This window comes from Streptosporangium oxazolinicum (genome assembly GCF_039537505.1).
GTDB lineage: Bacteria > Actinomycetota > Actinomycetes > Streptosporangiales > Streptosporangiaceae > Streptosporangium > Streptosporangium oxazolinicum.
The window spans coordinates 866,124-892,218 of the sequence record NZ_BAABAQ010000001.1; the positions used below are offsets into that span (position 1 = coordinate 866,124).

Below are 26,095 nucleotides of genomic sequence, written 5' to 3' on the forward strand. Positions count from 1 at the left end.
GCGGTCGCCGTCGGTCCGACCACCGCCTTGGTGCCGTGCCGCTTCAGGGTCGGCGACGCCTCTCCATCGAACGCGCCGCCGTGCCCCCGCTGTCACCGAACCGACACAGCGGCACAGCGGCACTCCGGCACTCCGGCATCCCCGGGTACGGCGGACGCCTCGTACGGCGGGCGACCGGCGACGGGCGGTGGGCGACGGGCGGTGGGCGACCCGCCGCTGACCGCCCACCGTCGAACCCACCCCTCGGAGCGCGCGCCTGGGCGTCACCACTCGGCGGCTAGAAGCCCCTGCACTGGTCCTCCTTGTTGCCCCCGACGGCGTTGGCCTTCCCGGTCGGCGCCGGCCGGTTCTCCTTGCACTGGAGGTTGCCCTTGATCTTGTTCCCGTTGATCTGCGCGCCACCCCGGTTGCCGACCACCTGGACGCTGCCACCGACCCGGTTGCCGTTGGCCCTGAGGTAGCGGCTGTTGGCGTCGTACTGGATGTCGGCGTTGATCCGCGACGACTCGACGGTGGCCGCGCCGCCCTGCTTCACCTGGACACTGCCGACGACGACCGACCCGCCGACGACCGAGACACTGGCGGCTCCCTCGGCCTGGACGTTGCCGACGACGTGAACTCCTCGGGCGACAAGGGTCGCGTTCCTCTCGACCTTGAGGGTGCCCTTGACCCGGGTTCCCTTGAGCGTGCAGGTGGCGCCCTGCGGCACGCGCACGTTGTCGAGGGTCACCGCGCCGAGGGTGCCACGGCAGGCGCGCTCCTCCGCCAACGCCGGGGTGGCGACGGCCACCGCTCCGACGGCGGTACCAAGGACGGCTCCGGCCAGCGCCATTCTGATCCTGCTCATGTCGTTCCTCCGTCAGTTTCGGCCCGAGCGGCTACCCGGCCCACCACGAAGCATCACGACCGGCGGTGAGGCGACCCTGAGGCCGACGTGAGAGTCCTCTCATCGAAAAGCACGCCGAATCGCCGGTGTCAGCCCTCGGGACGCTCCCGGTGGACGGGACGAGACCGGCCCCGACTCAGGCTGGAAATTTCATGAGCGTCGCGAGCGCCTGTGACAGGCACAGGCGAGCACGGTGCCCGGCTGACATGTGTCCCGGTGCGCCACCCACCGCCAACGCCCCCGCCCTCGACGCCGACCAGAGGACACGCACCACGCCCTACGACGTCGGGACCGCCAAGCAACACTTTGGACTTGACCGTACGGAGATCGGCCCGCGGAACGGGCGCGGACGCACACCGGCTCACCACCTGTTCGAACACATTGCCCCGGCGATGCTTTCGGCGAGCGGTCCAGACCACGCGCAGCACGTTTCGTTCACTCACAGTAATGGTAGGCATACGCGGAGTAGATCGCTGGACCGTCGAGAGGATCATCGTGAAGCGAATCGCCCTCGTCCCCGTCATCTCCGCCGCCATGGTCGCGGTCATGGGCAGTGCCGCCTACGCCTCGCAGTATGTGGCCTACGAAGGGCGGGGCTTCACCGGCCGGTCGGTGGTCATCGACCGGTGCGGCCCGTCCAACATCCCCTTCCACGGGTCGTACAAGTGGTACGGCGACGGTCAGAGCGGCCGTATGTACAACCAGCCCAACACGCAGGGGGTGACGCACTTCGAGCTGCCGTCCAACCGCAACGCGGAGCAGAGGACGCCCGTCGGCTGGAAGAGCATCTTCATCGTGTGCTGACACCCGTGAGGCGGACGGTCCGTAGCCCGTCCGCCTCACGCTCCCGCGCTCACCGAGACACGGCACGAGGGAGAGCCGGTGGCGTGGACGTTCGGGGTCGGCGAGGGCGACGTACTTCCCGCGGCGTGAGAGGTGAGGTCACAGCGCCCCGGGAGGGCCGGGCAGGACGATCTCGAAGAAGCCCTGCGCTCTGTACGTGGCGAGCTTCCTGGCCTTGCCGGTCCTGACGTTCACCGCGTAGGCGGTCATGGTCTGGTATGGCAGGTCGATTATCGCGGGCTCGTCGTCTGACGCCGTGGACGCCGGCCTGCACCGCACGGACATGGTGAGAGCCGTGACCTCCTCGGCGCTGAGCCAGGTGCGCAGCGAGATCCGGGAAACATCGGAGGGCAGCCCGCTGATGGCGGTCGTCTTCCGCTTCTTGCCGGTGAGCGTGTCCATCAGGGCGAGGTTGCCCTGACGGCACGGCTTCTCGGCGGTGCTGTGGTTCTCGATCACCGCGACGGTCTTCCCGTCGGGGGCGAGCGGGCTGAAGAAGTAGTCCACCGGCAGGATGACCGACGTGGAGTCGCCCTTCGAGGAGCTCGGCCACAGGTTCGAGATCGTCCGCAGCTGTGATCTGGGCGAGTATTCCGCGAGCGTGATGGTGGCGCCGTCCCGTGACAGGCCGATGGGGACCCAACGGGTCGGCAACTCGCGGACGACCCCGTCGCGCATATCGATGAGCAGCGCGGGGTCCTTGAACTCCGGGACCTTGCTGAAGGCCACGAATCGCCCGTCGTCCGACAGCATCAAACGCGAGACGCTTCCCAGCCAGGCCTGCGGCACCTTGTTCGCAGCCGTCGTCTTCTGGCCCGATGCCAGGTCGCGGACCTGAAAGGTGCCCTCCTTGGCGCTGTAGTAGGCGATCTTCCGGCCGTCCCGGCTAATCGCCAGCGGGCTGTCTCGCAGGCCGGTGCGGCCGGGGGCGAGGCTGGGCAGCGCCTCCGGCACGTGGTAGGTCCTGCCGCTCCGGGTGACCACCCGCCAGCCTCCGTCCCGGCAATCCGACGGCGCCTTCCCGCTGTACGGCTCGCAGAAGGTCTTGTACGCGTGACTCAGCGGCCCCACCCCGCGCGTTGGCAGGTCGCCTCGGGAAGCGGCCTCCCGCGACCCGTCCGGCAGCAGCCGGATGGTGAACGTCGTACCAAGAGCGACGACCGCGACCATGGCCGCCGCGAGGAGCGAGATCACGGTACGCCGCCTGCGATCACGCGTCGCGATCGTGCGTTCGGCCAGGTCCACCTGTGGGGACTCGTCGGCCAGGTCGACGAGCGCGTTCCGTAGCCAAGTCATCGGTGAGCCTCCTCGGTTTCCAGGTCGGCGAGCTTCGGCGCCAGTTCGGGAGCCAGTTCGCGTAAGCGGGCCAGCGCGTAGTGGGCCTGGCTCTTCACCGTTCCGATCGAGCAGCTCAGCAACTCGGCCGTCTCGCGTTCGGTCCTGTCCTCGTAGTAGCGCAGTACGATCACCGCCCGCTGCCGGGGCGGCAGCCGCATGAGAGCCTGGCGCACGACGAGCCGCACGATGGTGGAGTCCTCGCCCGAATACGGCCGGTCGGGCGGGTCGGCGGTCGGGAGCTCGGCCCTGCCCCGGTGCCGCCGCCACGAGATGTACTGATTCAGCAGCGCCTTACGCGCGTACGCCTCGGGGTGCTCGACGCGCGACAGCCTGGACCAGCGTCCGAGCACCTTGAGCAGAACACTCTGCAGCAGGTCCTCGGCCTGGTGGGCGTCTCCCGTGAGCAGGTAGGCGGTGCGCATCAGCGCCTGCTGATGACCGGCGACGAACCCGCGGAAGCTGTCATTGCGATCCAAGGCGACTCCTCTCAACCGTTACTGACGCCGGTGACATGTCGAAAGGTTCGGTCCCGTCCGGCTGAAACTTCGGGTCGCGTTCGAATACGTCACCGGCTGCGGAGGCTCGGGATTCGACCCCCGGATGCGCGGTGAACCCAAATCACATTGGCAGCTCGGATCTCGGCCGTCGGGTGCTGCCGGTCTCTCTGGAAAGAGGTTGAACGGGGCTGAATCGCACCTAGAACCGCAACCAGGAACCGGCTGTCACCGGCAGGCTGATCCCGGTGCTGCGCGCGGTCCCGATAGGCGCTCGGATTTCGTGCACGGTGATCACATCGCCTGGCTTGAGGTGCCGTCAGTGCTCGAAGGTCAGGGGAGGCAATCTCACCGGCCCGTACCTGCCCGGCTTCAAGAGTCGGGCGATGCCGAGCAGGGGTTCGTTCTCGGGCGTGACCGCGTGCGAAGGCCGATGTCTCACATGGGCCGGAGCACTCCGCGGAGAGGTACAAGACTCGTGCGGCTTTCCCCTTCAGTGCTCGTGAGGCACAGGCCGGCACGAACGGCACCGTTGCGGGCCTCACCACATCGCTGTTCGCACCGGTCGGCGTCCTCCTCAATCCGCACCAGGCGATCGTGGGGCTGTACCGGCTGCGGCCCTTCCTCGCCGGCCCGTGAAATGTCCATGATCTTGATCACAAGATGCGTTCTCAAGCAGAATCGACTTCATGACGGCGCTGGACGGTACCGAAGGCCGCTTTCCTCTCGATGTCCAACTGTCGGGCCTCGGGATTCACCTGCGTGAATGGACCGATGAGGACCTTCCTGTCATGGTCGCCCTTTTCGATGAACCACGGGTCGCTCGCTGGACTCCGCTACGTTCGCCGTTCGACTTCGACGCCGCTCAGGAGTACCTGTCTCAGTCGCGGAAAGCACGTGCCGCTGATCGCGGCATGCAACTCGCCATCACCGGGGACGGTGGTGAGGCACGAGGAGAGGTGTTGCTCTTCCGTACGGCCGATGAGCCCGGTGTGGCCGAACTTGCTTACGCGATCGGTGCTCAACACCGGGGAGAGCGGTTGGCGGCTCGCGCCGTTGAGTTAATGGCCGACTACGCCCGCACCTCGCTCGGGATGCGCAGCCTGCTTCTACGGATTGATCCAGCAAACGCGGCAAGCGTCGCGGTAGCGCGGGCCACCGGCTTTCACCTGGCCGACGATGAGCCGGTCACCTTCGAACGCAAGGGCCACGACATCACCCTGTACAGGTGGCGCCGTGATCTCGCCCTGTAAGTGACCACCGCTCGGTGAAAACGGCACGACCTGCGGAACGCCACAGATACCCGTAAGCGAATGTGAAAGGTTCTGTGATGACTTCAAAGCCCTGACTTCATCGGGTGGAGGCTCCAGCCGGGAGTGCAAACGGCCTTGACCAAGCTCGTCCGGGCGAACACTGTAGAAGCCAGTGATCTCGCCTGGAAGGGACGTGCATGTTTGGTCTGGGCTGGCTCGAAATTTTATTTTTTGTGGTCGTGGCCGTCGCTGTTTTCTTAGTGATGCGAGCTCGACGGCGATAGATGGGGCGGCGGGCCAGACCCGCTCCACAGCCAGCAGGCGTGCGGCCTCCGTCTCGGTCGCGTCCCTGACCGTCAGCAGTTCGCCGTCCTCGTCGAGCACGGTGACGATCGCGGAGACCAGCACCTCGTCGCGGGAGCCGTCCTCACTCTCGATCCGCCGGTCGACGCCGAGCTCGTTCTTCCTCACCGATCGCCAGAGCCGAGCCCGGCAGGTCGCGCCGGTGTTGGCTCTCAAGGGGCTCCGAGGATCTTCCGCGTGCCGCCTGAGGATCGTGAAGGTGGGTGCGGTGTCGGGATTGAGCTGCCTGGCGATCCGGGCACGGGTCCTCCTGAGAGCGGCCTCCCCGTCCTCGCTGTCGGGATCGTCGGCCGTGTCGGGCTCTGGCAGGTCGGGCTGACGGCGCAGGGCCGGCCAGTCTGTGGCGGAAACGTATGCGGACGGCCGGGGCACCGCCGTCGTCCTCTCCGGTCGGGCATGCAGGACGGGGTCGAAGACGTCCCGGATCGGCCAGAACCGTAGCAGCACATGCTCGGTCTGCGGATCCTCATAGAACTCGTGACCTTTGCCCCAGGCGGACGGGACCCGGTAGGTGCGCAGGCCGTACAGGAAGTACGAAGGCCCCAATCGTGGAATCGTCCAGATGCGGCCCAAGGCCTCCCACATAGAAGTGTCCGTACTCGATGTCGTCCTCATAGGTGATCCTCCGCAGCACCTCTGCCACCGGTCGTCCTCCTGACAAGTGCGAGTCCATAGGAGGACCGACGGTAATACTCAGGACCGACAGACTGAGAGACTTTCGGGACCGAAGCATGACTACCACTTCAGCCGCACATCGGGATATCCGCTGAGGTGGACGGGAGACGTCTGGGGTGTAGCCGACAGGACGTGAGTGACCATTCAGGGGTGATGGAACTGAAGATCGTACGGTGGCCGCGTTGGTCAGGGTAGAACACCTCGACGCGACTCGCCTACAGGCCGGGGAGATGACGCGTTCACCCAAGTGGCAGCCCCCTCATTTTTACTGCCAACTGGCCACCTAAAACAGCCTCGGGCTTGCGGTCCGCAGTAGGATCACGCGCGTTTCCTGGCACCGACCATGAAATGTCAGTTCATGATCGTAGGCTTGCCGCTCATGACCGATTTTCGCAGCGTGTCGTTCGATCTGCGCGTTTCCTACCGGCAGGCGTACCTCGTCGACGACACCGATGACGCCATGGGCCCGGACGACCTACTTCGTGATCATCCCACGCATCCTGTCGGGATCATACGGGTGGCAGACGGCTGCGCCTTTCTGATCACAGGCTTGCACACAGGCACGGTCGGCTTCTCGGTGACAGTGGCCGACCACGACCTCGGAGCGGACATCGACGGCTACGAGGACATCGTGGAGATCAGCTTCGAGTCCGAGGCCGGGCGGGTCTCCGTACACGAGTGGGGCTGCGAAAAGTTCCATGAACTTCCCGAACTGTCCGCAGGACCGGGGTGGTACCGGTTGCGCTACCACGCCAAGAACATGGACGAGGCCGCGGAGGTGGACACTTCTAACGAGATCATCGACCACTACCTGCTGCAGATCTGGCCTGAGAGCGAGTCCGTCCCGCGTGTGGTCAAGAGCACAAGCGGGACGCTCGCCCACTGGCGCCGACCGCGCTGACAGTCGGTCACACCGATCGCTGCCCCAGGCGCACGGGTGACGGCATGCTCTTTCGTCAGCACAAGGGCCGGAGCAAGCTCACCCTTCACGTCCTCCCGAATCGCCGCCTTTCCTGCGGGCTCATCGCGACGCACACGCGGCCGAACGGGAAAAGGCGGGGATCTGTGGGATAGGCACGATCTCGTGTTCACCACCCGGCACGGCAGGCCGATGGAACGGAGCGAGGACCACAAGGCGTGGAAAGCGCTCCTGAAGCGGGCGGGCGTTCGTGACGCACGACTCCACGACGCTCGCCACACAACCGGAACACTCCTTGTGGAACAAGGTGTGCATATCCGCGTCGTACAGGAAATCCTCGGCCACGCGCGGGTGGCCACCACCGAGCGCTACACCCACGTGGCCGGCGCGTTGACGCAGGACGCGAGCACCCGCATGGGAGCCGCAATCCTGACAAGGGGTCAGAGATCAAAAAGGCCCTCTCCCCGTGTCTCGGGAGAGGGCCTCTGTGCTGCGGAGGCTCGGGGATTTGAACCCCGGATGGGCGGTAAACCCAAACCGCATCAGCAGCTCGGATCTCGGCCGTCCCGATCGGTTCCACCTGGACCAACGGGCGCGGGCGGTCCTTCCGGAACGAGGTTGAACGGGGCTGGATTGCAACTAGAACTGCAACTAGGAACCGGCTGTCACAGGCAGGCTGACCCCGGTGATGCGCGCGGCCCCGATAGGGGCTCGGATCTCGTGCATGGTGATCACATCGCCTGGCTTGAGGTGCCGCCAGTGCTCGAAGGTCAGGGGAAGTAATCTCACCGACCCGCACCCGCCCGGCTCCAATGGATCACGGCCTTCGACCCAGAGGCGGGCGATGCCGAGCAGGGGTTCACCCTCGGGCGTGAGAAGACCGACGTCCCACATGGGTCGGAGCACTCCGCGGAGAGGTACGGGTCTCATGCGGCCTCCGTCCTCGGCGCTCGTGAGGCAGAGATCGGCACGAACGGCACCGTTGCGGGCCTCGCTGCATCGCCATTCGCACCAGTCGGCGTCCCACTGAAGCCACATCAGGCGAGCGGCGTCGGCCAGCAGGCTCCAGAACTCGGGTAACTGAGGATGCGCGTCGCCGAGCTCTTCGAGAAGCAGAAGGGCCGTCTCCCATTCGCCGTATTCCAGGTACTCCAGCACGTCGGCCACACTGATGCCGGCCACCTCGGTCCGGACGTCGACGAGACAGAGTCGAGCAGCTTTCAGAAGCGGGGAATCCTGGAAGTCCACGATCTGATTGTTCCTGGCCACGGTGGTAATCCTCAAATCAGGCACCTCATAATCCGCAAATCGCCGAACGGCTTCCACCTACCCGATTTCTCTGACTGTGGTTGCTCGAACATCTACTACTGCTCACAATCTGGTGGGGTCAAATGCCTCCGGCGCATCTGCTTCGACGTCTCCTGCGACGCGCTTGATCAGCAAATCCCGCTCCACGCATGACTACTAGTTTGGAAGATCTCGGTACGCACCCCTCTGACCTGCTGTGTTCCAGGTCAAAGGCATTTTCGCCTTGCCCGTGAGTCCCCGTTCCTCCCCCTTGGCGACCCTCCTGACGGGCACGCGACGGGCACGGCACTGACGTCCCAATCAAACTGCATTAGCAGCTCGGGAGGCCATCGTTCAAGACAGTCCCACCTTGACCAACGCCTCCTCCTGATCTGCTTGGAATGCGCTGGTACGGCGGTGAACTGCAACCCAAATTGCACCCCGAACGGGCTCATGACCTGCGTGAAGCGTGCGTACTCTCCCATCGGGTCTTCCTATCGCCGGGTTGAACACAAATCAATTTGGTGTCAAGCCAGCTCTGGAAATCTGCCTTCAGAGCTTTCGTAGTAGCGGGCGATGGAGGCACGGTATAGTAAGGCGCCGGGCTGGAGGTGGCGGGGTTCCAGCCGGACGCCAGTGCGTCGTTCAGCGAGCGCCAAAGCGCCCTTGATGTAAGGTGGGAAGACCTCGGGTTCCGGGTCGAAATCCCAGAGCATGCCCAACTCTTCGAGGTCCTGCTTCAGTCGTTCAGGATCGGTGCTGTCGCTCCAGTGGGCAAACATCGGGACCAGGCGCGCGACGATGTCGCCGTCTACGGCATGGACGAAGTGGGAGTGGTAGTTGACATTGCGCTCCACACTGGCGATCGACGTACCTTGCGATAGGGCGTGCACCACGTCGCGCAAGATCCCGGCATAGCCGTATTCCACCATGATCGATCCACCGGGAGCGTGGCCGACTTCGATCGTGGCGAAGCCTTCCTGTTCAGGGTCCTCGGTCAGTCCCAGCCGGCGTAGCACCTCTTCAGGCGCGAGATCGGCTATGAAGGTGAAGCAGAACGCCGCCGATGCCCATCCAGACTGACTCCACCATGCGTAAACGTCCGTGGTCGCTCCGCGGTCGCCAGTGACAATCACTGTGCCCTCAGAATGACGGATCGTTCCATCGGTGACCGGATCGACAGGGATTCGGTGACCGCAGCCTTCTTCCGTCTCGTCGTACAAGGCCAGGTGCGTGGGACACGGCCATGTACGACAGGTAGGACACGTTTTTACGCTATCGAATGTGCAGTCATTGCAGCCGCGGGGCGTTCGCCTGCGCGTGACATGACGAGAGCAAGGGTGCCACTGGGCGATGATGCCCAACTGGTGGAGGGCATCGACCCGAGCCACCGCTTGCACGGCCTTTTCTGAGAATTCCGGCACAGGAACCTCTCGATAGTTCTGAAGGGGCGTAAGACGAGGCTGCCTGATTATCCAGGGCCGCACGTGAGAACCGCATATCTTCAGCCGTTCGCGCTCACGACCTCGTGCGACTCGGCCTGTCCTTGGCCCCGAGCTTCATCGCGCCAAATGCACGCAGACAAGCCCCGATGCCCGGTGAGCCAGGGTGAGGAACGAACCCTGAATCTTCGATCACCCCCGATCAAGACGGACCTCGGCCACCCCGTGGCGATCGTCGTGCTGCATCGGGGCGGCGGCGCGACCAAAGGCCGGCGAGGGCGTAGGTACAGTGCGGTGCGCGTGCGGCGACGGCTCGGAGTACTGCCCGCGCGTCGGGACCGGCCCCCAGGCCGCATGCCCGGCGTGCGCAGCAGGCGCAGGGCCGGGCGACGGCGCATAGCTTCCCGGCCCGAACGGGTGTGCTCCGCAGTGATCGAGCTGACGGGCTGCCTGAGTCCCCACGTGTCCACACCGCAGCGTGATCACACGCGGCTGGTCTGGTTGAGCCCTGACCGGGGGACGGCGCGCCTGCGGGTGATCACGTGGACCTGCCAGTGCCGGGCCACCCTGTACGAGCTGTGTCAGGCCGGAGGGCAGGGCTTCATCCGGCGCACGCTCCAGCTGGACGGCAGTCCGGAAGTTCACGAGACCTATCGGTGGCCGATCAAGCAGGCCGACGATATATGGCGGGCGTTGCTCTCCGGGGAGGCCCGATAGGCGGATGCGTCGGCATGGTCAATCTCGGTCTTCCGTGTCGCCGCATCACGGATCGGCGCCCAACTGCAACTCGAACCGCAACTATGACGCCCTCAGAGATCAAAAAGGCCCTCTCCCCGTATCTCGGGAGAGGGCCTCTGTGCTGCGGAGGCTCGGGGATTTGAACCCCGGATGGGCGGTAAACCCAAACCGCATTAGCAGCTCGGGGCATGACAGTTCAGAACAGTTCCACCTGGACCAACGCTCCTCTGTGGTCCTCCTGGAACGGCCTGGTACGGCGGTGAACTGCAACCCAAACTGCAACCCGTGCATGGTCCGAGCTGCATGCCACGCATGCCTTCATCAGGCTGATCATCCCGTCTGCCTCGACTCACCACGAAGTGGCAGCGGGTCGGCGACGGAGGGACAAGATCGTCTTCGTGTGTCCGTTTACCGACCGCCGTCCCTCGACCACGCAACCGTCGCAGATGAGCTTGAGACGAAGGAGTTGACCTGCTGGGCTTGCCTGGGTCGCGGCAGACGGGACGATCAGGCCCACCTCAGCCACATATGGCCTTGCGGTCGCGTACTGACGATCATCCCGGGAGCCAAGCGTTCCGCCGGATCACGCAGCTTGAACTGGAGAACGCTGACCTTTGACACATGTCGACCGGGTGGCCATAAGTCACCACGACTCCCCGCCGATCACCTTCAGATCGAACAAGCGTTTGCCTACACCCGGGCTACGCTTGGGCCCAGAGGGTGCAAGCATCGCGTAGCGACCCAAGCGTAGCCCGGGTGTCAAGGGTCAAGGTCTGGGTTCTGCTAGAGATCGGGTCACAGTTAACTTCTGGCCGCAGCGCCAGCCGGCCATCGTTCGACAGTCCGCCGATAACCGTAAAAAGCTCACAAGGGGCAACCAAGACATGGCATACTGCAATATGTAAAAGGGAGGAAGCGGCCGAAGCGACTTCCTCCCGTATGACAAGGAGACTACCTCTTCCGATGCTCGATGACAACCAGCAGCATCACTACACCGCAAGACGGATGCTTGACTTCGCAGCTGCTGCGACTCCCTGGCATCGCAGGTTGTGGCGACTGGGAACCATGCTGGAGTTGTCTGAGCTTCTTGAGGCAGTAGGCGCAAGGGCTCTAGGAGCGCTCGCCGAGTCTTCTGTGAAATATCTAGGCGATGGGCTGGCGAAGAGGATTCAGCGCGACCCTGGAATGGGCTCTCCCGCTGAACGCGGTCAACTGATCAAGCATGTTAACAGAACCATGCAGGTAGATGGCCATGACTGGGTCGCGCTAAATCTTCTGCTGCAGGAGAATAGACCCAAATATCTATCTCGATGGGCAAGTCATCTTAGAAACGAAGAAGCAAACTGCGAGCCAGTCGCACGGGCAGTAACTAGCTACATATTGGATGAAGGCTACAGTTCAGAAGCAACACACAAATGGCTCACTTATCACATAAAATATGGCCAGACGAAGCTAACTCTTAGCGACTTGTTCGAGGAAGCACAAGCCCTCGTCAATCGCCCTAAGATAAGATTCGATATCCTAGTTCCACTGATGGCTTGTCCGCCTCTTCCCGAAGAAAGACCGGAGTGTTGGCTGGACTCATCGGAGACTGCAGAATGGCTCGCATATTGGTTTCCACACTCCCCGAGTATTAGGCAATCAGGCGGTCTCGTCCTAGAGATTGATGCCAAAGATAAGTATTCAGCGCTTAAGGAAGTAAACAGCGAGGTTGAAAGGTTAACTGCCAGGTTCCAGGTGGGAGCTCGCCAACGACTGCAGTTTAATCCAACACTTTACATGCTTGGCGAGCAAGAGCCCTTGGATTACATAGGGGGCCCGCGTCGAGTAGAGGTGCACGCACTTGAACGCACGAAAGAAGTCTTCCGTCTTCGCCTTGATCCCCAAATCGATGCAGCCCTTGAACTCCTGCAGCCACTGGACCGTGGCACGCCTGCGGCAGCAATAGCAGGGAGCTGGGCCGCACTAGAGGCGCTTCTTATAGGGCCCGGAGATACCTCTAATCGGGCGGTCGCCGCAACACGGATGGCACGCATCGTGACTTGTAGTTACGTCACTAGTGAGCTAACTTCGCTTGCGCAAGCGCATGCCAGTACCAGCGATGACGCGATTGCCAAAGAACTGCGGTCAGTCAGCGACGACCAAGAAAGAGCCGTCTTAATCGAGAAGGCTATAAAAAGCGGGGTTGTAGACGATTTCGAGAGCGTCGGTGTCCAAATCGCACTTACGCGCATTCGTGCATTGATATCTAATCCGAATGCGATCTTGCCTCGCATTGTCAGTCAGCTGGAAGACTCTTTTCGCCGACTGTATCGGCAAAGGAATTTGATTGTTCATGCAGGACAGACTGGGTCAGTAGCACTCAACGGGACGCTACGTACCGTGTCACCCCTTGTGGGAGCGGGGGCAGATCGTGTTGTCCAAGCTAGCGCACTGCACGGCATTCCAGCTCTCATGTTTGCAGCTGCAACGGAAGTTCGACTAGCACAGAGCACTTTCAGCGAAAAATGCTTATCTGAATTGTTCAGCAATCGAATATAACTCTGAATATTTGCCGTTCGAGATAGAAATCGAACTGTCAGCTTGGGAAGTGCGTCGATCATGCCTTGTGGGGTGGCTGGCCTGGGCATTGGGCTGGCCGTGAGTGACCGTGGTTGACCCCTCGTCACCCTGGTTAATGGCCCGCTAATGGCCCGGCGGTCGCTCCGGCTCTACCTCGCAACATGGGATCTTCAGCACATGTCCACGATCATGAACAGTCTTCCCGATCCTCTGCCCGAGTTCTTTGATTGCGGCTGCTCGGACATCTACTACTGTCCGCGATCCAGGGAGGTCGAATGCTCCCGGCACAGCGGCTTCGATGTCTGCTGCGACGCACTCGATCACCACATCCTGCTCCATGCGTGATCACCAGTTTGGAAGATTGCGGCGCGCGGCCCTCCGGCCTGCCGCGTCCCAGGTTAGTGATGGTCTCGCCTTACCCGTGAATCCCCGCGGTTTCCCCTTTCTCACTCTTCTGACGGGCACGCAACGGGCACGGCTGGAAGGGGTGTTTCATGATCGTCGCATGCATAGTGCGCGGCGGTCGTTGGGTAAGCCTCCTGCGCCTAAAACCGGAACCTGCGGATTAAAAGTGGATTGTTCTTTTTGCCCCTCATGGCGCTCTGACTTGACGCTTCGGATGTTGCCTCGCGCTAGTCCGGGCAAGGCAATCCGCGCATATGCCGGATCTTGGAATCCTGCTCGACCATTATGGTCTTCGGCAATTCCCGGTGCAGTAGACGTTTGGATGCTGACAGTCATGGCTCGGTGACGAGGGGTCGCGGTTTGGTTGCATTGTGCGTTTTCCCAGTCGTTCGGTGCTGAACAGGGTTATCTGGTGGGTATGAGGATGGGGCGGGGTGTCGGCTGGGTTCTGGCGAGTGTGGGGCCGGTGGTGTCGGTCGCTGCTGGGGTGGCGACCAACCGGGTGGAGGGTCCCTGGTGGGCACAGGCAGGGTGGTTCGGTGGGGCGGTGGTGCTGGGTTGGCTGGGCCAGTGGATGGCGCGGCGTACCCCTCAAAACGGCAAACCGGTTCGGGGGTCGGCGCAAATTCCTGCTGTCACGGTCGTTACCTCCAGCGATGCTGTCGAGAGTGGGGCAGGCAGCGTAGCCCGTGTGGTGGGGGAAATTCCTCGCGAGCCGACGGCCTTTCAGTCACGTGCGGAGTTGGTGGCGTCGTTGCGGGATGCTGCGGGTTCGGGTCGGGCGGTGGTGGTCTGTGCGCTGACCGGCAGGAGGGGGGTCGGTAAGACACAGGTAGCGGCGGCTTATGCCCGGTGGTGTGCCGAGCAGGGATGGCCGTTGGTGGCGTGGGTGAATGCCGAGACCTCTGACCAGGCGCTGGCAGGGTTGGAGGCCATCGGGGCGGCGGTGGGTGTGGGAGAGGCAGGTGAGGACTCGTCGGTGGTTGCGGGGCGGGTTCGTGATTGGTTGAGCGGCCAGGCGGATCGGTGTCTGGTGGTGTTTGACAATGTGGCCGATCCGGATGTGGTGGCGCCGTGGTTGCCGGCAATCGGACGGACGCAGGTGGTGATCTCCAGTAACCATCGAAGCGTGCTGGCGCTGGGGGTGGCGGTACCGGTAGAGGTGTTCACCAATGCTGAGGCTCTGGCGTTTTTGGCTGAGCGGACTGGCCGGGATGATGAGTTGGGGGCGCGAGGACTGGCCGATGAGATGGGTCATCTGCCCTTGGCGTTGGCTCAGGCGGCGTGGGTGATCGGTCAAGAGGGTGTGTCCTACGGGGACTATCTGCGGCGGTTGCGCAGGGTGGCGGTGGCTGAGGAGTTGCGGCCGGTGCGGGGTGAGGGGTATCCGCATGGCGCGGCCGAGGCGGTGCTGTTGTCCTTGGCGCGGATCGGTCGTGGCCGTGCGGTGCGGTTGGAGCGGGGCTTGCTCGATCTGCTGGCGGTGCTGTCTCCAGGCGGGGTGCCTCGCGGTTGGTTGCATGAGGCTGCGCGGTTGGGCTTGGTGGGCAAGGTGAGTGGGGATGTCGGGCGAGGGGTGGATGCCGCGATCGGGCGGTTGGCTGAACCCTCGCTGGTGACGGTGAGCGTGGACGGCTCGACGGTGACTATGCACAGGTTCGTGCAGCGGGTTGTGCGCGATGCTGCCCGCGCTAAGGAGGATCTGGGCGCAATTCTCGTCAGCGCAGGCCAGTTGGTGGAGCACGGGTCTGTGGACTCTGCCCGGATATCGCTGGATCGGCCGCAGATGGAGACGTTCGTCCAGCAGTCGGCCGCGCTTTGGCTCAATGTCAGCCATCCGGCTTCCGATAGCCCACAGGTGGTAATCGACAAGGCTCTTAGCCTGCAAAACCAGGCTGGTCAGTATTTGGAAGCGGTCGGCGATCTATCTCGTGCCATCCCGCTATTCGAGCAGACTCTCACCGACTTTCGGCGGGTGCTGGGTGAAGACCACCCCGAGACCCTGGCCAGCCGCAACAACCTCGCCTACACCTACAAGTTGGCCGGACAGCTCGACAAAGCCGTCCTTCTGTACGAGCAGACCCTTACTGGCTTTCGGCGGGTGCTGGGTGAAGACCACCCCAGCACCCTGACCAGCCGCAGCAACCTCGCCGGCGCCTACGAGTCGGCCGGACAGCTCGACAAAGCCGTCCCTTTGTACGAGCAGACCCTTACCGACCGTCGGCGGGTGCTGGGTGAAGACCACCCCGACACCCTGACCAGCCGCAACAACCTCGCCTACACCTACATGTCGGCCGGACAGCTCGACAAAGCCGTCCCTTTGTACGAGCAGACCCTTACCGACTTTCGGCGGGTGCTGGGTGAAGACCACCCCAGCACCCTGGGCAGCCGCAACAACCTCGCCGGCGCCTACGAGTCGGCCGGACAGCTCGACAAAGCCGTCCCGCTGTTCGAGCAGACCCTTACCGACTTTCGGCGGGTGCTGGGTGAAGACCACCCCGACACCCTGACCAGCCGCAACAACCTCGCCGGCGCCTACATGTCGGCCGGACAGCTCGACAAAGCCGTCCCGCTGTTCGAGCAGACCCTTACCGACTTTCGGCGGGTGCTGGGTGAAGACCACCCCGACACCCTGACCAGCCGCAACAACCTCGCCGGCGCCTATAAGTCGGCCGGACAGCTCGACAAAGCCGTCCCGCTGTTCGAGCAGACCCTTACCGACCGTCGGCGGGTGCTGGGTGAAGACCACCCCGACACCCTGACCAGCCACAGCAACCTCGCCTACACCTATAAGTCGGCCGGACAGCTCGACAAAGCCGTCCCTTTGTACGAGCAGACCCTTACCGACCGTCGGCGGGTGCTGGGTGAAGACCACCCCGACACCCTGACCAGCCGCAACAACCTCGCCAGCGCCTACAAGTCGGCCGGACAGCTCGACAAAGCCGTCCCCCTGTACGAGCAGACCCTCTCAGATTGCTTGCGTGTGCTGGGCACCGATCACCCGATTACCACAGCGGTACGCGGCAATCTGGTTAAAGCGCGGGATTCGGTGGGCCAGGACTGAGGAACGAAGTCCTGGCCCTTCGATCGCCCCCAACCTGGTACGGAGTACAACCATAGTCAGGCGATCGTCGTGCTGTATTGGTGTGGCGGCAGGGCGGCACCCGGTACAGCGGTGCGGGTTCGTGCGGCGGGTGCTGGGTGCGGAGAGCGGCCCTGAGTCCCGCCGCCGTTCGGGACCGGCGCCCACGCCGCACGCCCGGACGGCGGGCGGGCGGCGGGCCGTGCGACGGCGCGGAGCGCTGCCGCCTTGATACCTACGAGAACAATTCGGCAGTGCCTGGTGTCTCGCTCAGCTCAGGGTTTCGTGAAGAGGTTGAGCACCTCGCCGAAGCCGTTGGTGAGGCTGTCGAGGAGGGCTTCCCCTTTTTCGGCAGTGGCCAGAGACGGTCGGCCGATGACGCCGCTGCCCGTGTAAGCCTGCATGCCCCTCGTCAGAAGATGGCGGCGGTCGTCGGCGATCCAGTCAGCGGACTGGTAGCCAGGGCGGATCACCTCGGGGCAGGCATGCAGCAGCAAGGAGGTCTCCAGCTCTCCGGCGTGCATGTCCTCGTGCATGGAACTGGTGAGCCCAGCGGCGGCTCGGGCTTCGTTCCAGTCCTCGCGTGAAGGAAACAGCGCCATGCGGCGACCTTCGGCGTTGGCCTCCTGGACGACGTTGCTCAGGACGTAGTTGCCTCCGTGACCGTTGACGACGACGAGGGCCGTGGGGCCGGAGCGGGTGACGGAGGTGTAGACGTCGGTGACGATCGCGTGCAGGGTCCGCGCGGAGATGCTGACGGTTCCCGGCCAGGCGCTGTGCTCGTGCGAGCAGGAGATCGTCACGGGCGGGAGCAGCAGAACGGGATGAGCATCGGCGATCCGGCGGGCGATCAGAGTGGCCACGATGGTGTCGGTGCTGAGGGGCAGATGGTCACCGTGCTGTTCGAAGCTGCCGATGGGGAGAATCGCGACCTGGGCGTCGCGGTCTCGTTCCTCGGTGGTGGTCGCGGTGGGCAGCAGGGTGGTCACCGGTCTCCTTGTGGCTGGGGTGCTGGCAGGGAGAAGGACTCCGAGAGGATGTCGAGCCTGGTGAGCAAGTCTGCCACGGAGGGGTCTACCGTCCATCGGGCCAGATGATCGCGCAGTGCTGTGAGTTGGTCGGCGACCCGGCTGGATCGGAGGGCCTGCATGCGGGAGAGGGCCTCTTCGGTCACCGCGCAGGCGTGCTCTCGTTCGCCCGCTATGGCGTAGGCGGTCGCCATACGAGTTAGGAACAGGACATGATCGCGCGTCTGGCTGGACTCGGGCCACTGGGAGCGACTCGCCTCGAATATCGGGATGGCCGCAGTGGCCTGGCCCAACAGGACGCGGGTCGCGCCGGTCTCCATGGCGATATAGGCGGGAGTGCAGTACGAGGCACGATCGCTCTCGCTCTGTGCCATCCCCGCGGCGGCTTCGAGGAGGGCCCTCTCCGAATCGCGGGCGGAGTCTGTGGCCTCTCCGAGGTGGGCGTTCGCTGTCGCGCGAGTTCTCAGGATGACCGCTCTGAGCCGAGGCGTGAGGGCATCGGAGTTGGCCAGAGCCGCGTTCGCCAGTCCAAGGCCGTGGCCGTAGTCGCCGGACTCGGTGGCGATGGCGCTTTTGCGCATGAGGATGTAGGAGATGACACGCTGGTCGCCCAATTCCATGGCGTAGTCCAGGGCCTTGTTGGTCCACATCGTGGCGCGGGTGAAATCGCCCAGGTCCTGGTGGAGCCAGCCGCAGAATTCCAGCAGTTCGCTGGCGAAATTCAGGGCTTCGGTGCGGTCGGCTCCTCGGGCTACCTGGCAGACCTGCCCGACTATCGGAATCTGGCCCTGAACGGAGCTGATCAAGAGGAGTGGCCCCATGATGGCCTCGGCCTGGATCTGGCCGGTGAGGACGTGCCGGAGTCCGGAGATGACGGAACGGCTGGACGCACTGGTCAGGCTAGTCAGGTATCGAGTCGGCAGGCTCGCCCTCGACGCCGGCTGATCAGACGGTGACGGGGTTGGCGTGTGCTGTGGTTGTGGGCTGGCTACAGGGAGCCGTCGCGGTGCCAGTCCGAGAGTGAGCCGGGCGGGGTCGGGCATGGCCAGACCGTCGGCGATGCGCTCGATCACGTCGAATGAGGTGACCTGAACGGCTCCGTTCATGATCTCGCTGATCTTGCCCTGGCTGAGATTGACCGCGACGCCGATGCGGGTCTGGCTGAAGCCGGTGTGCTGACGGATCAGCCGGAAGAGTTGCCCGATATCGCGGGCGCGGAGAGCGGTCAGCGTTTCCGGACGCTGCCATAGCTCCAGTGGGATAACGACTGGTTCAGTCGCATCTGCGGGCATATGGCCTCCCCTCTTTCGCGACTCGGCTTCTGGATATCCAACGCTTGTCACCGAGGGTTATCCCGTCAAGGGATATCGGTTATCCGGACGGAGTATTGCGGCTCGGGATGGGACGCGTGAGGCCGGATAGCGACCCTTGATCCATGAGTGAGCCGACGATTAGGGCCATGGAACCCGCCACGGTCGCGGTGGATGCTGGTGGATCTACCGAAGTCGCGGCGCTGTCGAGTTCCATCGGAGGCGGCGTGATGAGCGGAGATGAGATTCCGGCCATCGGCCGACAGAAAGCGATCACGCCGGTGCGGGCGGCGCGGCGGCTGCGCGAGGAGTTGGCCGCGTTGAACATCGCCTCGGATGTTCACGACGGGTACGGGCTGGCGCTGGTGTCGGTCTGGTTCGGACTGGTCGTGTGGACCGATGGCCAGGTGTTTCGTTGGTGGGCCGGACAGGAGATGGGGCGGGCTCGTCTTCGGCGCTATGCCTTCTGTCCTGCGGGTGATCCGGTGATGGCCGCTCGTCGGGTGGCCGATCGTTGTGTTGAGCTTCGCGAACGGGGGCCGGTTCCGGTTCCCGGCCCGAACGGGTGTGCTCCGCAATGATCGAGCTGACGGGCTGCCTGAGTCCCCACGTGTCCACACCGCAGCGTGATCACACGCGGCTGGTCTGGTTGAGCCCTGACCGGGGGACGGCGCGCCTGCGGGTGATCACATGGACCTGCCAGTGCCGGGCCACCCTGTACAAGCTGTGTCAGGCCGGAGGGCAGGGATTCATCCGGCGCACGCTCCAACTGGACGGCAGTCCGGAAGTTCATGAGACCTATCGGTGGCCGATCCGGCAGGCCAGCGATATATGGAGGGCGTTGCTCTCCGGGGAGGCCCGATAGGCGGACGCGGCGGCACGGTCGATCTCGGTCTTCCGTGTCGCCGCATCACGGATCGGCGCCCAACTGCAACTCGAACTGCAACTATGACGCCCTCAGAGATCAAAAAGGCCCTCTCCCCGTGTCTCGGGAGAGGGCCTCTGTGCTGCGGAGGCTCGGGGATTTGAACCCCGGATGGGCGGTAAACCCAAACCGCATTAGCAGTGCGGCGCCATAGACCTGACTAGGCGAAGCCTCCTGGTTGCCGTTCGGCTCAGCACAGAGTACCGGCCATCAGGCGAGGCGGCAAAGCGGTTGACGATCGCGTCTCGGGCAAGAGTTGGGGGAGAGTTATCCACAAGCGGTGGATAACTCTCCCCGTCCCTGTGGACAAACTGGGGAATCTGCAGCTGAGCACGGCGGAAATCCTGTGGATTCCCAGTTTGCGAGACGCTACATCTCACCAAGTGAACACCATTGAGGCCCCTTGCCGCCTGGCGAGATGGGAGGGGCCTCGGGTGGTCACGGAGATCAGGCGGCCGGGTTGGCCTCGCCCTCGATCTCAATCTTGATCTTCTTGCCGACGAGGACGCCGCCGGTCTCCAGTGCCTGGTTCCAGGTCAGGCCGAACTCCTCGCGGTCGATCTCGGCCTTGATCGAGAAGCCCCAGACGTCCTGGCCCCACGGGTTGGTGCCCGCGCCGCCATACTCGACGGTGAGCTCGACCGGCTTGGTGACGTCACGGATGGTGAGGTCGCCGACGAGGGTGAACTCGTCACCGGAGTGGCCGAGAACGCGGGTGCTGCGGAAGGTCAGCTCGGGGAACTTCTCAGCGGAGAGGAAGTCGTCGCTGCGCAGGTGGCCGTCGCGGTCGGGAGCGCCGGTGGTGATGCTCGCGGTCTTGATCGAGAGCTGCGCGGAGGAGTCCAGCGGGTTCTCGGCGATGGTGACGGTGCCGGCGAACTCGTTGAAGTGACCGCGAACCTTGCTCACCATCATGTGCTTGACGACGAAGCCGATCTGGGTGTGGGCGACGTCCAGGGCGTAGGTGCCCGGGGCGGGGATCTGAAGGTTCTCCCAGGTCCGAGTGGTCATTTTCTGCTCCCGAAGAGATGCTTGCTGAGTGGATGCTTGCGTCAACAGATTTCTACACGAGGAATATTCCGCTCGTCAACTACTGTCGGATAGGGTGGGAGCGTGAACCACTTTGACGACTCCCGGCTGACGGCGATGGGCCTCCTCGCCGAGGCCTACACCGGTATCGCAGCGAAGGCACATGAGTCCTTCGCGGCCGCGGGGCTCTCAGAGATCGACTTCGAGACGTTGATCAGGCTGGCGCGCTCACCGCAGGGACGGCTGCGCATGAGCGACCTGGCGGCGCAGACCGGCCTGTCCACGAGCGGGACGACCCGGGTCGTCGACCGGCTGGAGCGCGAGGGGCTGGTCACGAGACAGGCGTGTCCTACCGACCGGCGGGCCTCCTACGCGGCCATCACCGAGGCCGGCACCGACCGGCTCGGCGGCGTCCTCCCTCAGCACCTGATCGACATCGAGACCTGGTTCACCGGGCTCCTTCCCCCCGCCGAGCTCAGCGCCTTCCTCGGCACCCTCAGGACCATCCGCGACGCCGTACGACCGTGCGCCACCGCGGGGGCGGAGGACTTCCGGCCGGAGGAGGCCGCGCTCATCCCGTCCGAGTGACGCGTCCATCCCAATCTCCCGTACGGAGAAGGCCCCCTGTACGGAGGAGGCCGCGTTCATCACGGGGACCGTGGAGGGGCCGACGTTCCCCGTGGGTCCCCCGGAAAGCCCGGCGGGGTCCGTACGGAGTGACAGGAAGCCGGAGAAAAGAGCCGGTAGAGGGGTCAGACCTGCGGTTCCAGGTGTCGCGCCTCGGAGGGGGTGAGGTCACCGCGGAGTTTGGCCATCCCCCGGGAGACCGTGCTCTTGACCGTCCCGACGCTGATGCCCAGCGCCTTCGCGATCTCCGGCTCGGTCATGTCCTCGTAGTAGCGCAGCACGACGGCGGTCCGCATCCGGGTGGGCAGCCGGTCGAGGGCCTGCTCGACACTCTCGGGCAGGTGCTGGCGGCTCGCGACGACCGGCTCGGGGAGTTCGCCCGACGGGTACTCCTCCAGCTTGCGCCGCCGCCACCAGGAGATGTTGATATTGACCATCGCCCGGCGTACATAACCGTCCAGGGCGGTACGGTCCTGGATGCGGTCCCAGGCGAGGTAGGTCTTGACCAGTGCCGCCTGCAGCAGGTCCTCGGCGTCGCTCGGGTGCCCGGTGAGCCGGTGGGCGGCACGCAGCAGCGCCGGGCCGCGAGCAAGGACATACTCGCGGAACTCCTCGTCGGTCCCGCCGGCCACCGCGATCACCAGCCTGTGCTCCAGGTGCGTATGGTGGCCAGAATCGCAGTCAGAACCCATACTGCGGCTGAACCGAAATCTATATTTCATCCCATCAACGGTAAAGATCGGCTTCGATGGGCGATGGAGCACGCAAGAACTATTAGATAGCGGTTTGTCATCGGGTGGACACCAATGCGTTCTACCAGGGAGGGGAACTTTAGTACCTGGTTGGACACCTGCCGTGATTATTCGTGGAGCGGACAGCGGGATTCCGCGAAGCGTGTGACGCTGGCTGCGACACCTCGCAGAATTGGGGAGCGACGATGCCCTATCGCAGCGCCGATCGCCGCCGTACGCTGGCGGCCGCCGCGCTTGGCCGGACCGTCCAGGAGCCGGGCCCCCTCCCCACCGACGGTGAGTCCTTCCACGCGGTCAGCGGCACGATCCTCGACGTCAGCCCGCATCTGATCGTCGTCGACACCCCGGAGGGCGACGAGGAGCGGCTCGTCATCGCCCCGTGGGCGACCGCCTGGCGCGGCGAGGCCGTCAGCCCCGCCGACCTCTCCCCCGGTTCCAATGTGATCATCAGGGCGCTGCGGGCCGGCCGGGTCGTGGACCGGATCTGGGCGGACATCACCAGGATCACCGGGGTGATCCAGTCGATCGGCACCGAGGGCAAGGACCACACCGTGGAGCTGTACTGCGGGCCGCACCGCGGGAGGCGCACGATCGTCATCCCCTACCGCTCCTCCGGGCGGCTGCGGGTCAGGCATCCGCGGTTCGAACCCGGCTACCTGTTCGACGCCATCGGGGTCCGCGAGGACGGTACGGCGCGGGCCCGGCTGCCCGCGACCTCGCAGCCGCCCTACCGGTGGACGGCCGTGCCGCCGCCGCCCCCCGGCTACATCGGCGTGCAGTCACGGATCTCGGGCACGGCCACCTGGTCGGACACCTTCGACGACGGGGAGCAGGGGGTGGCCTACCCCATGCTGGAGCGGGCCGACACGGCGTGCGACGACACCGGGGTGTCCTGCGCCGGGCTGCCGTACCTGGCGCTGGGGTCGATGCTCAACGTGCGCAACGTGTGCGCCGGACGCACCTCGGTCCTGCCGATCGTGGCGTGCGGCTGCCTGGCCGGCCGGTTCTGCGACCGGTGCCTGGAGTGCGGCACCTCTCCGCGCGGCCGGATTCTGGAACTGTCACCGAGCTCCTTCGTGGAACTCGGCGGAGACCTGACCACCGGGTGCTTCAACGCCCGGCTCGGAATGGGGTGACACAGATGCTGACGACGATCGCCGCCGCGCAGTTGCCGATCGTGTTCCTGCTGCTGGCGGCGGGCACGGTCGCGAAGATCGGAACGGTCACGCGCGAGGTCGAGCCGGGCATGCTGAGCAGGCTGGGACCGGCCGTGCTGGTGCCCGAGCGCTGGCGCGCGCCCGCGATGCTGGGCTGCGCGCTCGGGGAGTTGTTCCTGGCGAGCGGGCTGCTGCTGACCGGCCATCCGTTCTTCCGGTGGGGAACCGCCGGGTTCTTCGCGATCTCCACCTACGTCCTGTGGGAGCTGCGGCGCCGCCGCCCGGACGCGGGCTGCGGCTGCTTCGGCGAGGTGAGCGCGGTCCCGGTGGGACGGCGGTCGCTGGGCCGCACCATGGTGCTGACGGCCATGGCCGTGGGACTGGTCTGGACTCCGGCGATCCCCGGCTGGGAGTCGATGGCGGGTCTGACGTGGACACACGTGCCGTCCGCGCTCGCGGGGCTGCTGCTGCTCGCCGCGCTCTCGCCGGAGATCGAGGAGACGATCGCCAGGCTGCGCTATCGGGCGCCCTGCGAGCAGCGCCGCCTCGACCCGGCCACCGCGCTCGGACGGCTGCGGTCGAGCACGGCCTGGCGCTCGCACGCGGGCCTGCTGTCGAGCAAGGACCCGGTCGACAGCTGGCGGGAGCTGTGCTGGCGGTTCTTCGTCTATCCGGGGACCAGCCACGCGGGCGCCCCCGTCGACGTGGTCTTCGCGGTCTATCTGAGCGGACGGCACCCGGCGGTGCGGGTCGCCATGGTCGGCTCGGACGGGCAGCCGGTGCAGACGGAGTCTCTGCCGGAATCTCTGCCGATATCGGCTGGACGCTAGAGAGCCCTAGATTTTTCTAGGGCAGCACGATTGAGCTCTATATGGCTCTCTAGCTTCCCCACTAGAGAGCCATATAGAGGGCTAGGGGCTCCTCCACACTATATCGAACAAGTGTTCAGTCAGACCGGTTGTGACCGCAGGAATTTTCCGAAGTGCGGGACGGTGAACGCGATCAGCCCGCGTTCCGCGCTGTAGATCAGGCCCTTCTTGATGAGGCTGTCGCGGGCCGGGGAGAGACTCGACGGCTTGCGGCCGAGCCCCTCGGCCACCTCGGCGGTGGCGACGGGCTCGTCACCGATGGCGGCCATGGCGTGCATGTAGTCGCGCTCGGCGGGGGTGGCCCGCTCGTAGCGGCTGCCGAAGAAGCCGACCGCGAGCTCCTCCTCGGCCTCCGGCGCGGAGACCCTGATGTCGTCGGCGGTGATCGGGCTGCGCAGCGCCAGGTCCCAGGCGACCTTGCCGTACGCCTGGACGAAGTAGGGGTAGCCGTCGGCGGCGACGTAGAGGGCGTCGAGGGCGTCCTGGGTGAACTCCACGCCCTCGCTCTCGGCCGGGGCGATGAGCGCCAGGTCGGCAGCCTCACGGTCGAGGCGGTCGATCCTGGCGTAGCGGAAGAGCCGCTCGGAGTAGCTCTTGCTCGCCGACAGCACGCTGGGCAGGTGCGGCAGCCCGGCGCCGACCACGATCAGCGGGCCGCCGCTCTGGGAGAGCTCGTGGCAGGCCGCGCAGAGCGCCGAGACGTCGGGGGCCTGCACGTCCTGCATCTCGTCGATGAACAGCGCGATGCCGACACCCAGGTCGGTGGCGACCGCGGCGGCGTCGACGAACAGTTCGGTGAGGTCGATCTCCAGGTCTCCGGAGTCGGCGCGCCCCCGGCCGGCGGGCACGTCGATCGCGGGCGACCAGTGCGAGGTGCCCTTGGCCGCGGACGGGTCGCGCATCGCGAACGCCTTGAGCACACCGAGGAACTCCTCGATGCGCTCGGGCGCCCGATGCCTCGGGGCCAGCTCCCTGACCGCCATGTGCAGGGCGGCGGCCACCGGGCGCCGGATCGACTGGTCGGGCCTGGCCTCGATCTTGCCGGTGCCCCACAGCCGCTGCATGGCCATCGACTTGAAGGTGTTGAGCAGAACGGTCTTGCCCACGCCGCGCAGCCCGGTGACCACCATGCTGCGCTCGGGGCGCCCTCGGGCCACCCGTTCCAGGACGATCTCGAACTGCTGTAGCTCGCGGTCACGACCGGCGAGCTCCGGGGGGCGCTGTCCGGCACCGGGAGCGTAGGGATTGCGCACGGGGTCCACGCTCTCGGACTTTATGACGGGATATAGCGGCCGGCTTAGAATTCCGTAGAAAGTGCTACGGCGTGTCGCGCCGCGCTCCACCCGCGGGCGAGGGAGCGGGGGGCACGCCGTCGGCGGCACCGCGAGCATCGTCATGGCACACCCCTTCACCTGCGAGAACGTCAGCCCGAACCCGTGTTCGATCCCGTGCCCACGACTGTAGCGCGGGTTCGAACACAGGCGCGATACGTTTCGATGAAAAGCCTCCCCAAGGAATGTGGGCTCCCACGCCAAGCAACCACGAAACCGGTCGTAAGCCGCACCGGACCCCGCTGACGTGGAGGGCCGTAAAGCGCTTACGTAGAGGGCCGTAAGGCAGGGCCGTACAGGGCTCAGTCCCGGACGGTCAGGCCCATCGAGCGCGCGGTGCCTGCGACGATCTTCTCGGCCTGGTCGAGGTCGGCGGTGTTGAGGTCGGGCAGCTTGGTCCTCGCGACCTCTCGCAGCTGCGCACGGGTGACCGTGCCCGCCACCTGGTGCCCGGGGCGGGGGCTGCCCCCGTCCAGGCCGATCACCCGGCGGATCAGCGAGGCCGTGGTGGGCATCTTGATCGCCAGCTCGAACGAGCGGTCCTCGAACACGGTGACGACGACGGGGACGACGAACCCCCGCCGGTCCTGGGTGGCCGCGTTGTACTGGCGGCAGAACTCCATGAGGTTCAGGCCCAGCGGGCCCAGGTCCTTGCCCACGGTGGCGGGACCGGCCTCACCCGCAGGGAGCTGGAGTTTGGCGATCCGGCTGACCTTCTTCTTCGACACGTTCGACATGCCCGTCAAGCTAAAGTCTCCCGTTACTGGAGACTCAAACGGA

General features: G+C 65.0%; 21 protein-coding genes, 1 tRNA gene and 1 pseudogene. 11 read left to right on the forward strand and 12 right to left on the reverse strand.

Features of this window, described 5'->3' with window-relative positions; genetic code table 11:
- Positions 1 to 277: 277 nt before the first annotated feature.
- Complete coding sequence (locus ABD817_RS04035) at positions 278 to 847, reverse strand: hypothetical protein (RefSeq protein ID WP_344915055.1); 570 nt, start codon at positions 845 to 847, stop codon at positions 278 to 280.
- A 534-nt stretch (positions 848 to 1,381) separates the two neighbouring features.
- Between ABD817_RS04035 and ABD817_RS04040 the strand changes: the two genes are divergently transcribed.
- Entirely contained in the window at positions 1,382 to 1,690 is a 309-nt protein-coding gene (locus tag ABD817_RS04040; RefSeq protein ID WP_344915057.1) for a MiAMP1 family antimicrobial peptide, read from the forward strand.
- 138 nt (positions 1,691 to 1,828) lie between these two features.
- Here ABD817_RS04040 and ABD817_RS04045 read toward each other — a convergent pair whose 3' ends face one another.
- Both ABD817_RS04045 and ABD817_RS04050 read right to left on the reverse strand, forming a co-directional pair.
- Positions 1,829 to 3,025: a hypothetical protein gene (locus ABD817_RS04045; RefSeq protein WP_344915059.1), complete on the reverse strand. Its 1,197-nt coding sequence runs from the start codon at positions 3,023 to 3,025 to the stop codon at positions 1,829 to 1,831.
- A complete protein-coding gene (locus tag ABD817_RS04050) occupies positions 3,022 to 3,543 on the reverse strand; it encodes a SigE family RNA polymerase sigma factor (RefSeq protein WP_344915061.1) in 522 nt (173 codons plus the stop codon). Before ABD817_RS04050 ends, ABD817_RS04045 begins: the two co-directional genes overlap by 4 nt.
- Before the next feature lie 707 nt (positions 3,544 to 4,250).
- On the opposite strand from ABD817_RS04050, the gene ABD817_RS04055 reads away from it, so the two are divergent.
- The 3 genes and pseudogenes from ABD817_RS04055 to ABD817_RS39540 form a co-directional block, all read left to right on the forward strand.
- Positions 4,251 to 4,814 (forward strand): GNAT family N-acetyltransferase, encoded by a 564-nt coding sequence (locus ABD817_RS04055; RefSeq protein WP_344915063.1) that lies wholly within the window; start codon positions 4,251 to 4,253, stop codon positions 4,812 to 4,814.
- Between the two features lie 1,417 nt (positions 4,815 to 6,231).
- Complete coding sequence (locus ABD817_RS04060; RefSeq protein WP_344915065.1) at positions 6,232 to 6,753, forward strand: hypothetical protein; 522 nt, start codon at positions 6,232 to 6,234, stop codon at positions 6,751 to 6,753.
- 36 nt (positions 6,754 to 6,789) lie between these two features.
- Positions 6,790 to 7,143 (forward strand): annotated as a pseudogene (locus tag ABD817_RS39540) (tyrosine-type recombinase/integrase); the annotation flags it as partial.
- Positions 7,144 to 7,422: 279 nt separating this feature from the next.
- On the opposite strand, the gene ABD817_RS04065 reads toward ABD817_RS39540, so the two are convergent.
- Together ABD817_RS04065 and ABD817_RS04070 are read right to left on the reverse strand one after the other, a co-directional pair.
- The gene (locus ABD817_RS04065) at positions 7,423 to 8,040 is read right to left on the reverse strand and encodes a hypothetical protein (protein ID WP_344915067.1); all 618 of its coding nucleotides are present in this window, start codon (positions 8,038 to 8,040) and stop codon (positions 7,423 to 7,425) included.
- A gap of 545 nt (positions 8,041 to 8,585) precedes the next feature.
- Positions 8,586 to 9,281: a DUF6461 domain-containing protein gene (locus tag ABD817_RS04070; RefSeq protein WP_344915069.1), complete on the reverse strand. Its 696-nt coding sequence runs from the start codon at positions 9,279 to 9,281 to the stop codon at positions 8,586 to 8,588.
- Positions 9,282 to 9,929: 648 nt separating this feature from the next.
- Here ABD817_RS04070 and ABD817_RS04075 point away from each other — a divergent pair.
- From ABD817_RS04075 to ABD817_RS04085, 3 genes are all read left to right on the forward strand, one after another.
- Positions 9,930 to 10,217, forward strand: coding sequence for a hypothetical protein (locus ABD817_RS04075; RefSeq protein WP_344915070.1), 288 nt, complete (start codon positions 9,930 to 9,932; stop codon positions 10,215 to 10,217).
- Positions 10,218 to 11,201: 984 nt separating this feature from the next.
- On the forward strand, positions 11,202 to 12,779 hold the full coding sequence (locus ABD817_RS04080) for a hypothetical protein (RefSeq protein ID WP_344915072.1): 1,578 nt from the start codon (positions 11,202 to 11,204) through the stop codon (positions 12,777 to 12,779).
- A 1,315-nt stretch (positions 12,780 to 14,094) separates the two neighbouring features.
- On the forward strand, positions 14,095 to 16,269 hold the full coding sequence (locus ABD817_RS04085) for a tetratricopeptide repeat protein (protein ID WP_344915074.1): 2,175 nt from the start codon (positions 14,095 to 14,097) through the stop codon (positions 16,267 to 16,269).
- A gap of 293 nt (positions 16,270 to 16,562) precedes the next feature.
- On the opposite strand, the gene ABD817_RS04090 is transcribed toward ABD817_RS04085, so the two are convergent.
- Together ABD817_RS04090 and ABD817_RS04095 are read right to left on the reverse strand one after the other, a co-directional pair.
- Positions 16,563 to 17,276: a creatininase family protein gene (locus tag ABD817_RS04090; protein ID WP_344915076.1), complete on the reverse strand. Its 714-nt coding sequence runs from the start codon at positions 17,274 to 17,276 to the stop codon at positions 16,563 to 16,565.
- The gene (locus tag ABD817_RS04095; protein ID WP_344915078.1) at positions 17,273 to 18,607 is read right to left on the reverse strand and encodes a helix-turn-helix domain-containing protein; all 1,335 of its coding nucleotides are present in this window, start codon (positions 18,605 to 18,607) and stop codon (positions 17,273 to 17,275) included. The genes ABD817_RS04090 and ABD817_RS04095 overlap by 4 nt, the downstream gene beginning before the upstream one ends.
- 167 nt (positions 18,608 to 18,774) lie before the next feature.
- On the opposite strand from ABD817_RS04095, the gene ABD817_RS04100 reads away from it, so the two are divergent.
- Positions 18,775 to 19,206, forward strand: coding sequence for a hypothetical protein (locus ABD817_RS04100; protein WP_344915080.1), 432 nt, complete (start codon positions 18,775 to 18,777; stop codon positions 19,204 to 19,206).
- Between the two features lie 429 nt (positions 19,207 to 19,635).
- Here ABD817_RS04100 and ABD817_RS04105 read toward each other — a convergent pair.
- Both ABD817_RS04105 and ABD817_RS04110 read right to left on the reverse strand, forming a co-directional pair.
- A tRNA-Ser gene (locus ABD817_RS04105) sits at positions 19,636 to 19,725 on the reverse strand.
- 272 nt (positions 19,726 to 19,997) lie between these two features.
- Positions 19,998 to 20,561: a YceI family protein gene (locus ABD817_RS04110; RefSeq protein WP_344915082.1), complete on the reverse strand. Its 564-nt coding sequence runs from the start codon at positions 20,559 to 20,561 to the stop codon at positions 19,998 to 20,000.
- A 102-nt stretch (positions 20,562 to 20,663) separates the two neighbouring features.
- Between ABD817_RS04110 and ABD817_RS04115 the strand changes: the two genes are divergently transcribed.
- The gene (locus ABD817_RS04115; protein WP_344915084.1) at positions 20,664 to 21,167 is read left to right on the forward strand and encodes a MarR family winged helix-turn-helix transcriptional regulator; all 504 of its coding nucleotides are present in this window, start codon (positions 20,664 to 20,666) and stop codon (positions 21,165 to 21,167) included.
- A 164-nt stretch (positions 21,168 to 21,331) separates the two neighbouring features.
- On the opposite strand, the gene ABD817_RS04120 is transcribed toward ABD817_RS04115, so the two are convergent.
- Positions 21,332 to 21,847 carry a SigE family RNA polymerase sigma factor gene (locus tag ABD817_RS04120; protein ID WP_425583246.1) on the reverse strand — a complete coding sequence of 172 codons (516 nt, stop codon included), beginning with the start codon at positions 21,845 to 21,847 and terminating at the stop codon, positions 21,332 to 21,334.
- A gap of 296 nt (positions 21,848 to 22,143) precedes the next feature.
- Here ABD817_RS04120 and ABD817_RS04125 point away from each other — a divergent pair, with 296 nt between their 5' ends.
- Positions 22,144 to 23,094 (forward strand): hypothetical protein, encoded by a 951-nt coding sequence (locus tag ABD817_RS04125; protein WP_344915086.1) that lies wholly within the window; start codon positions 22,144 to 22,146, stop codon positions 23,092 to 23,094.
- A gap of 5 nt (positions 23,095 to 23,099) precedes the next feature.
- Positions 23,100 to 23,945 (forward strand): MauE/DoxX family redox-associated membrane protein, encoded by an 846-nt coding sequence (locus ABD817_RS04130; RefSeq protein WP_344915088.1) that lies wholly within the window; start codon positions 23,100 to 23,102, stop codon positions 23,943 to 23,945.
- Positions 23,946 to 24,064: 119 nt separating this feature from the next.
- Here the strand turns inward: ABD817_RS04130 and ABD817_RS04135 are convergent, their stop codons facing one another.
- Both ABD817_RS04135 and rplK read right to left on the reverse strand, forming a co-directional pair.
- Positions 24,065 to 25,237, reverse strand: a complete 1,173-nt coding sequence (locus tag ABD817_RS04135; protein ID WP_425581868.1) for an AAA family ATPase — start codon at positions 25,235 to 25,237, stop codon at positions 24,065 to 24,067.
- 380 nt (positions 25,238 to 25,617) lie between these two features.
- Positions 25,618 to 26,052, reverse strand: coding sequence for a 50S ribosomal protein L11 (gene rplK / locus ABD817_RS04140; protein ID WP_344915090.1), 435 nt, complete (start codon positions 26,050 to 26,052; stop codon positions 25,618 to 25,620).
- Positions 26,053 to 26,095 lie beyond the last annotated feature (43 nt).

What these genes read in the sequence shown, in the direction of transcription:
- ABD817_RS04130 (WP_344915088.1), top strand. Translation starts at nt 23,100, where the DNA reads ATGCTGACGACGATCGCCGCCGCGCAGTTGCCGATCGTGTTCCTGCTG.
- ABD817_RS04095 (WP_344915078.1), bottom strand. Translation starts at nt 18,607, where the DNA reads ATGCCCGCAGATGCGACTGAACCAGTCGTTATCCCACTGGAGCTATGG.
- ABD817_RS04055 (WP_344915063.1), top strand. Translation starts at nt 4,251, where the DNA reads ATGACGGCGCTGGACGGTACCGAAGGCCGCTTTCCTCTCGATGTCCAA.
- ABD817_RS04125 (WP_344915086.1), top strand. Translation starts at nt 22,144, where the DNA reads ATGCCCTATCGCAGCGCCGATCGCCGCCGTACGCTGGCGGCCGCCGCG.
- ABD817_RS04060 (WP_344915065.1), top strand. Translation starts at nt 6,232, where the DNA reads ATGACCGATTTTCGCAGCGTGTCGTTCGATCTGCGCGTTTCCTACCGG.
- rplK (WP_344915090.1), bottom strand. Translation starts at nt 26,052, where the DNA reads ATGTCGAACGTGTCGAAGAAGAAGGTCAGCCGGATCGCCAAACTCCAG.
- ABD817_RS04110 (WP_344915082.1), bottom strand. Translation starts at nt 20,561, where the DNA reads ATGACCACTCGGACCTGGGAGAACCTTCAGATCCCCGCCCCGGGCACC.
- ABD817_RS04035 (WP_344915055.1), bottom strand. Translation starts at nt 847, where the DNA reads ATGAGCAGGATCAGAATGGCGCTGGCCGGAGCCGTCCTTGGTACCGCC.
- ABD817_RS04100 (WP_344915080.1), top strand. Translation starts at nt 18,775, where the DNA reads ATGGAACCCGCCACGGTCGCGGTGGATGCTGGTGGATCTACCGAAGTC.
- ABD817_RS04045 (WP_344915059.1), bottom strand. Translation starts at nt 3,025, where the DNA reads ATGACTTGGCTACGGAACGCGCTCGTCGACCTGGCCGACGAGTCCCCA.
- ABD817_RS04080 (WP_344915072.1), top strand. Translation starts at nt 11,202, where the DNA reads ATGCTCGATGACAACCAGCAGCATCACTACACCGCAAGACGGATGCTT.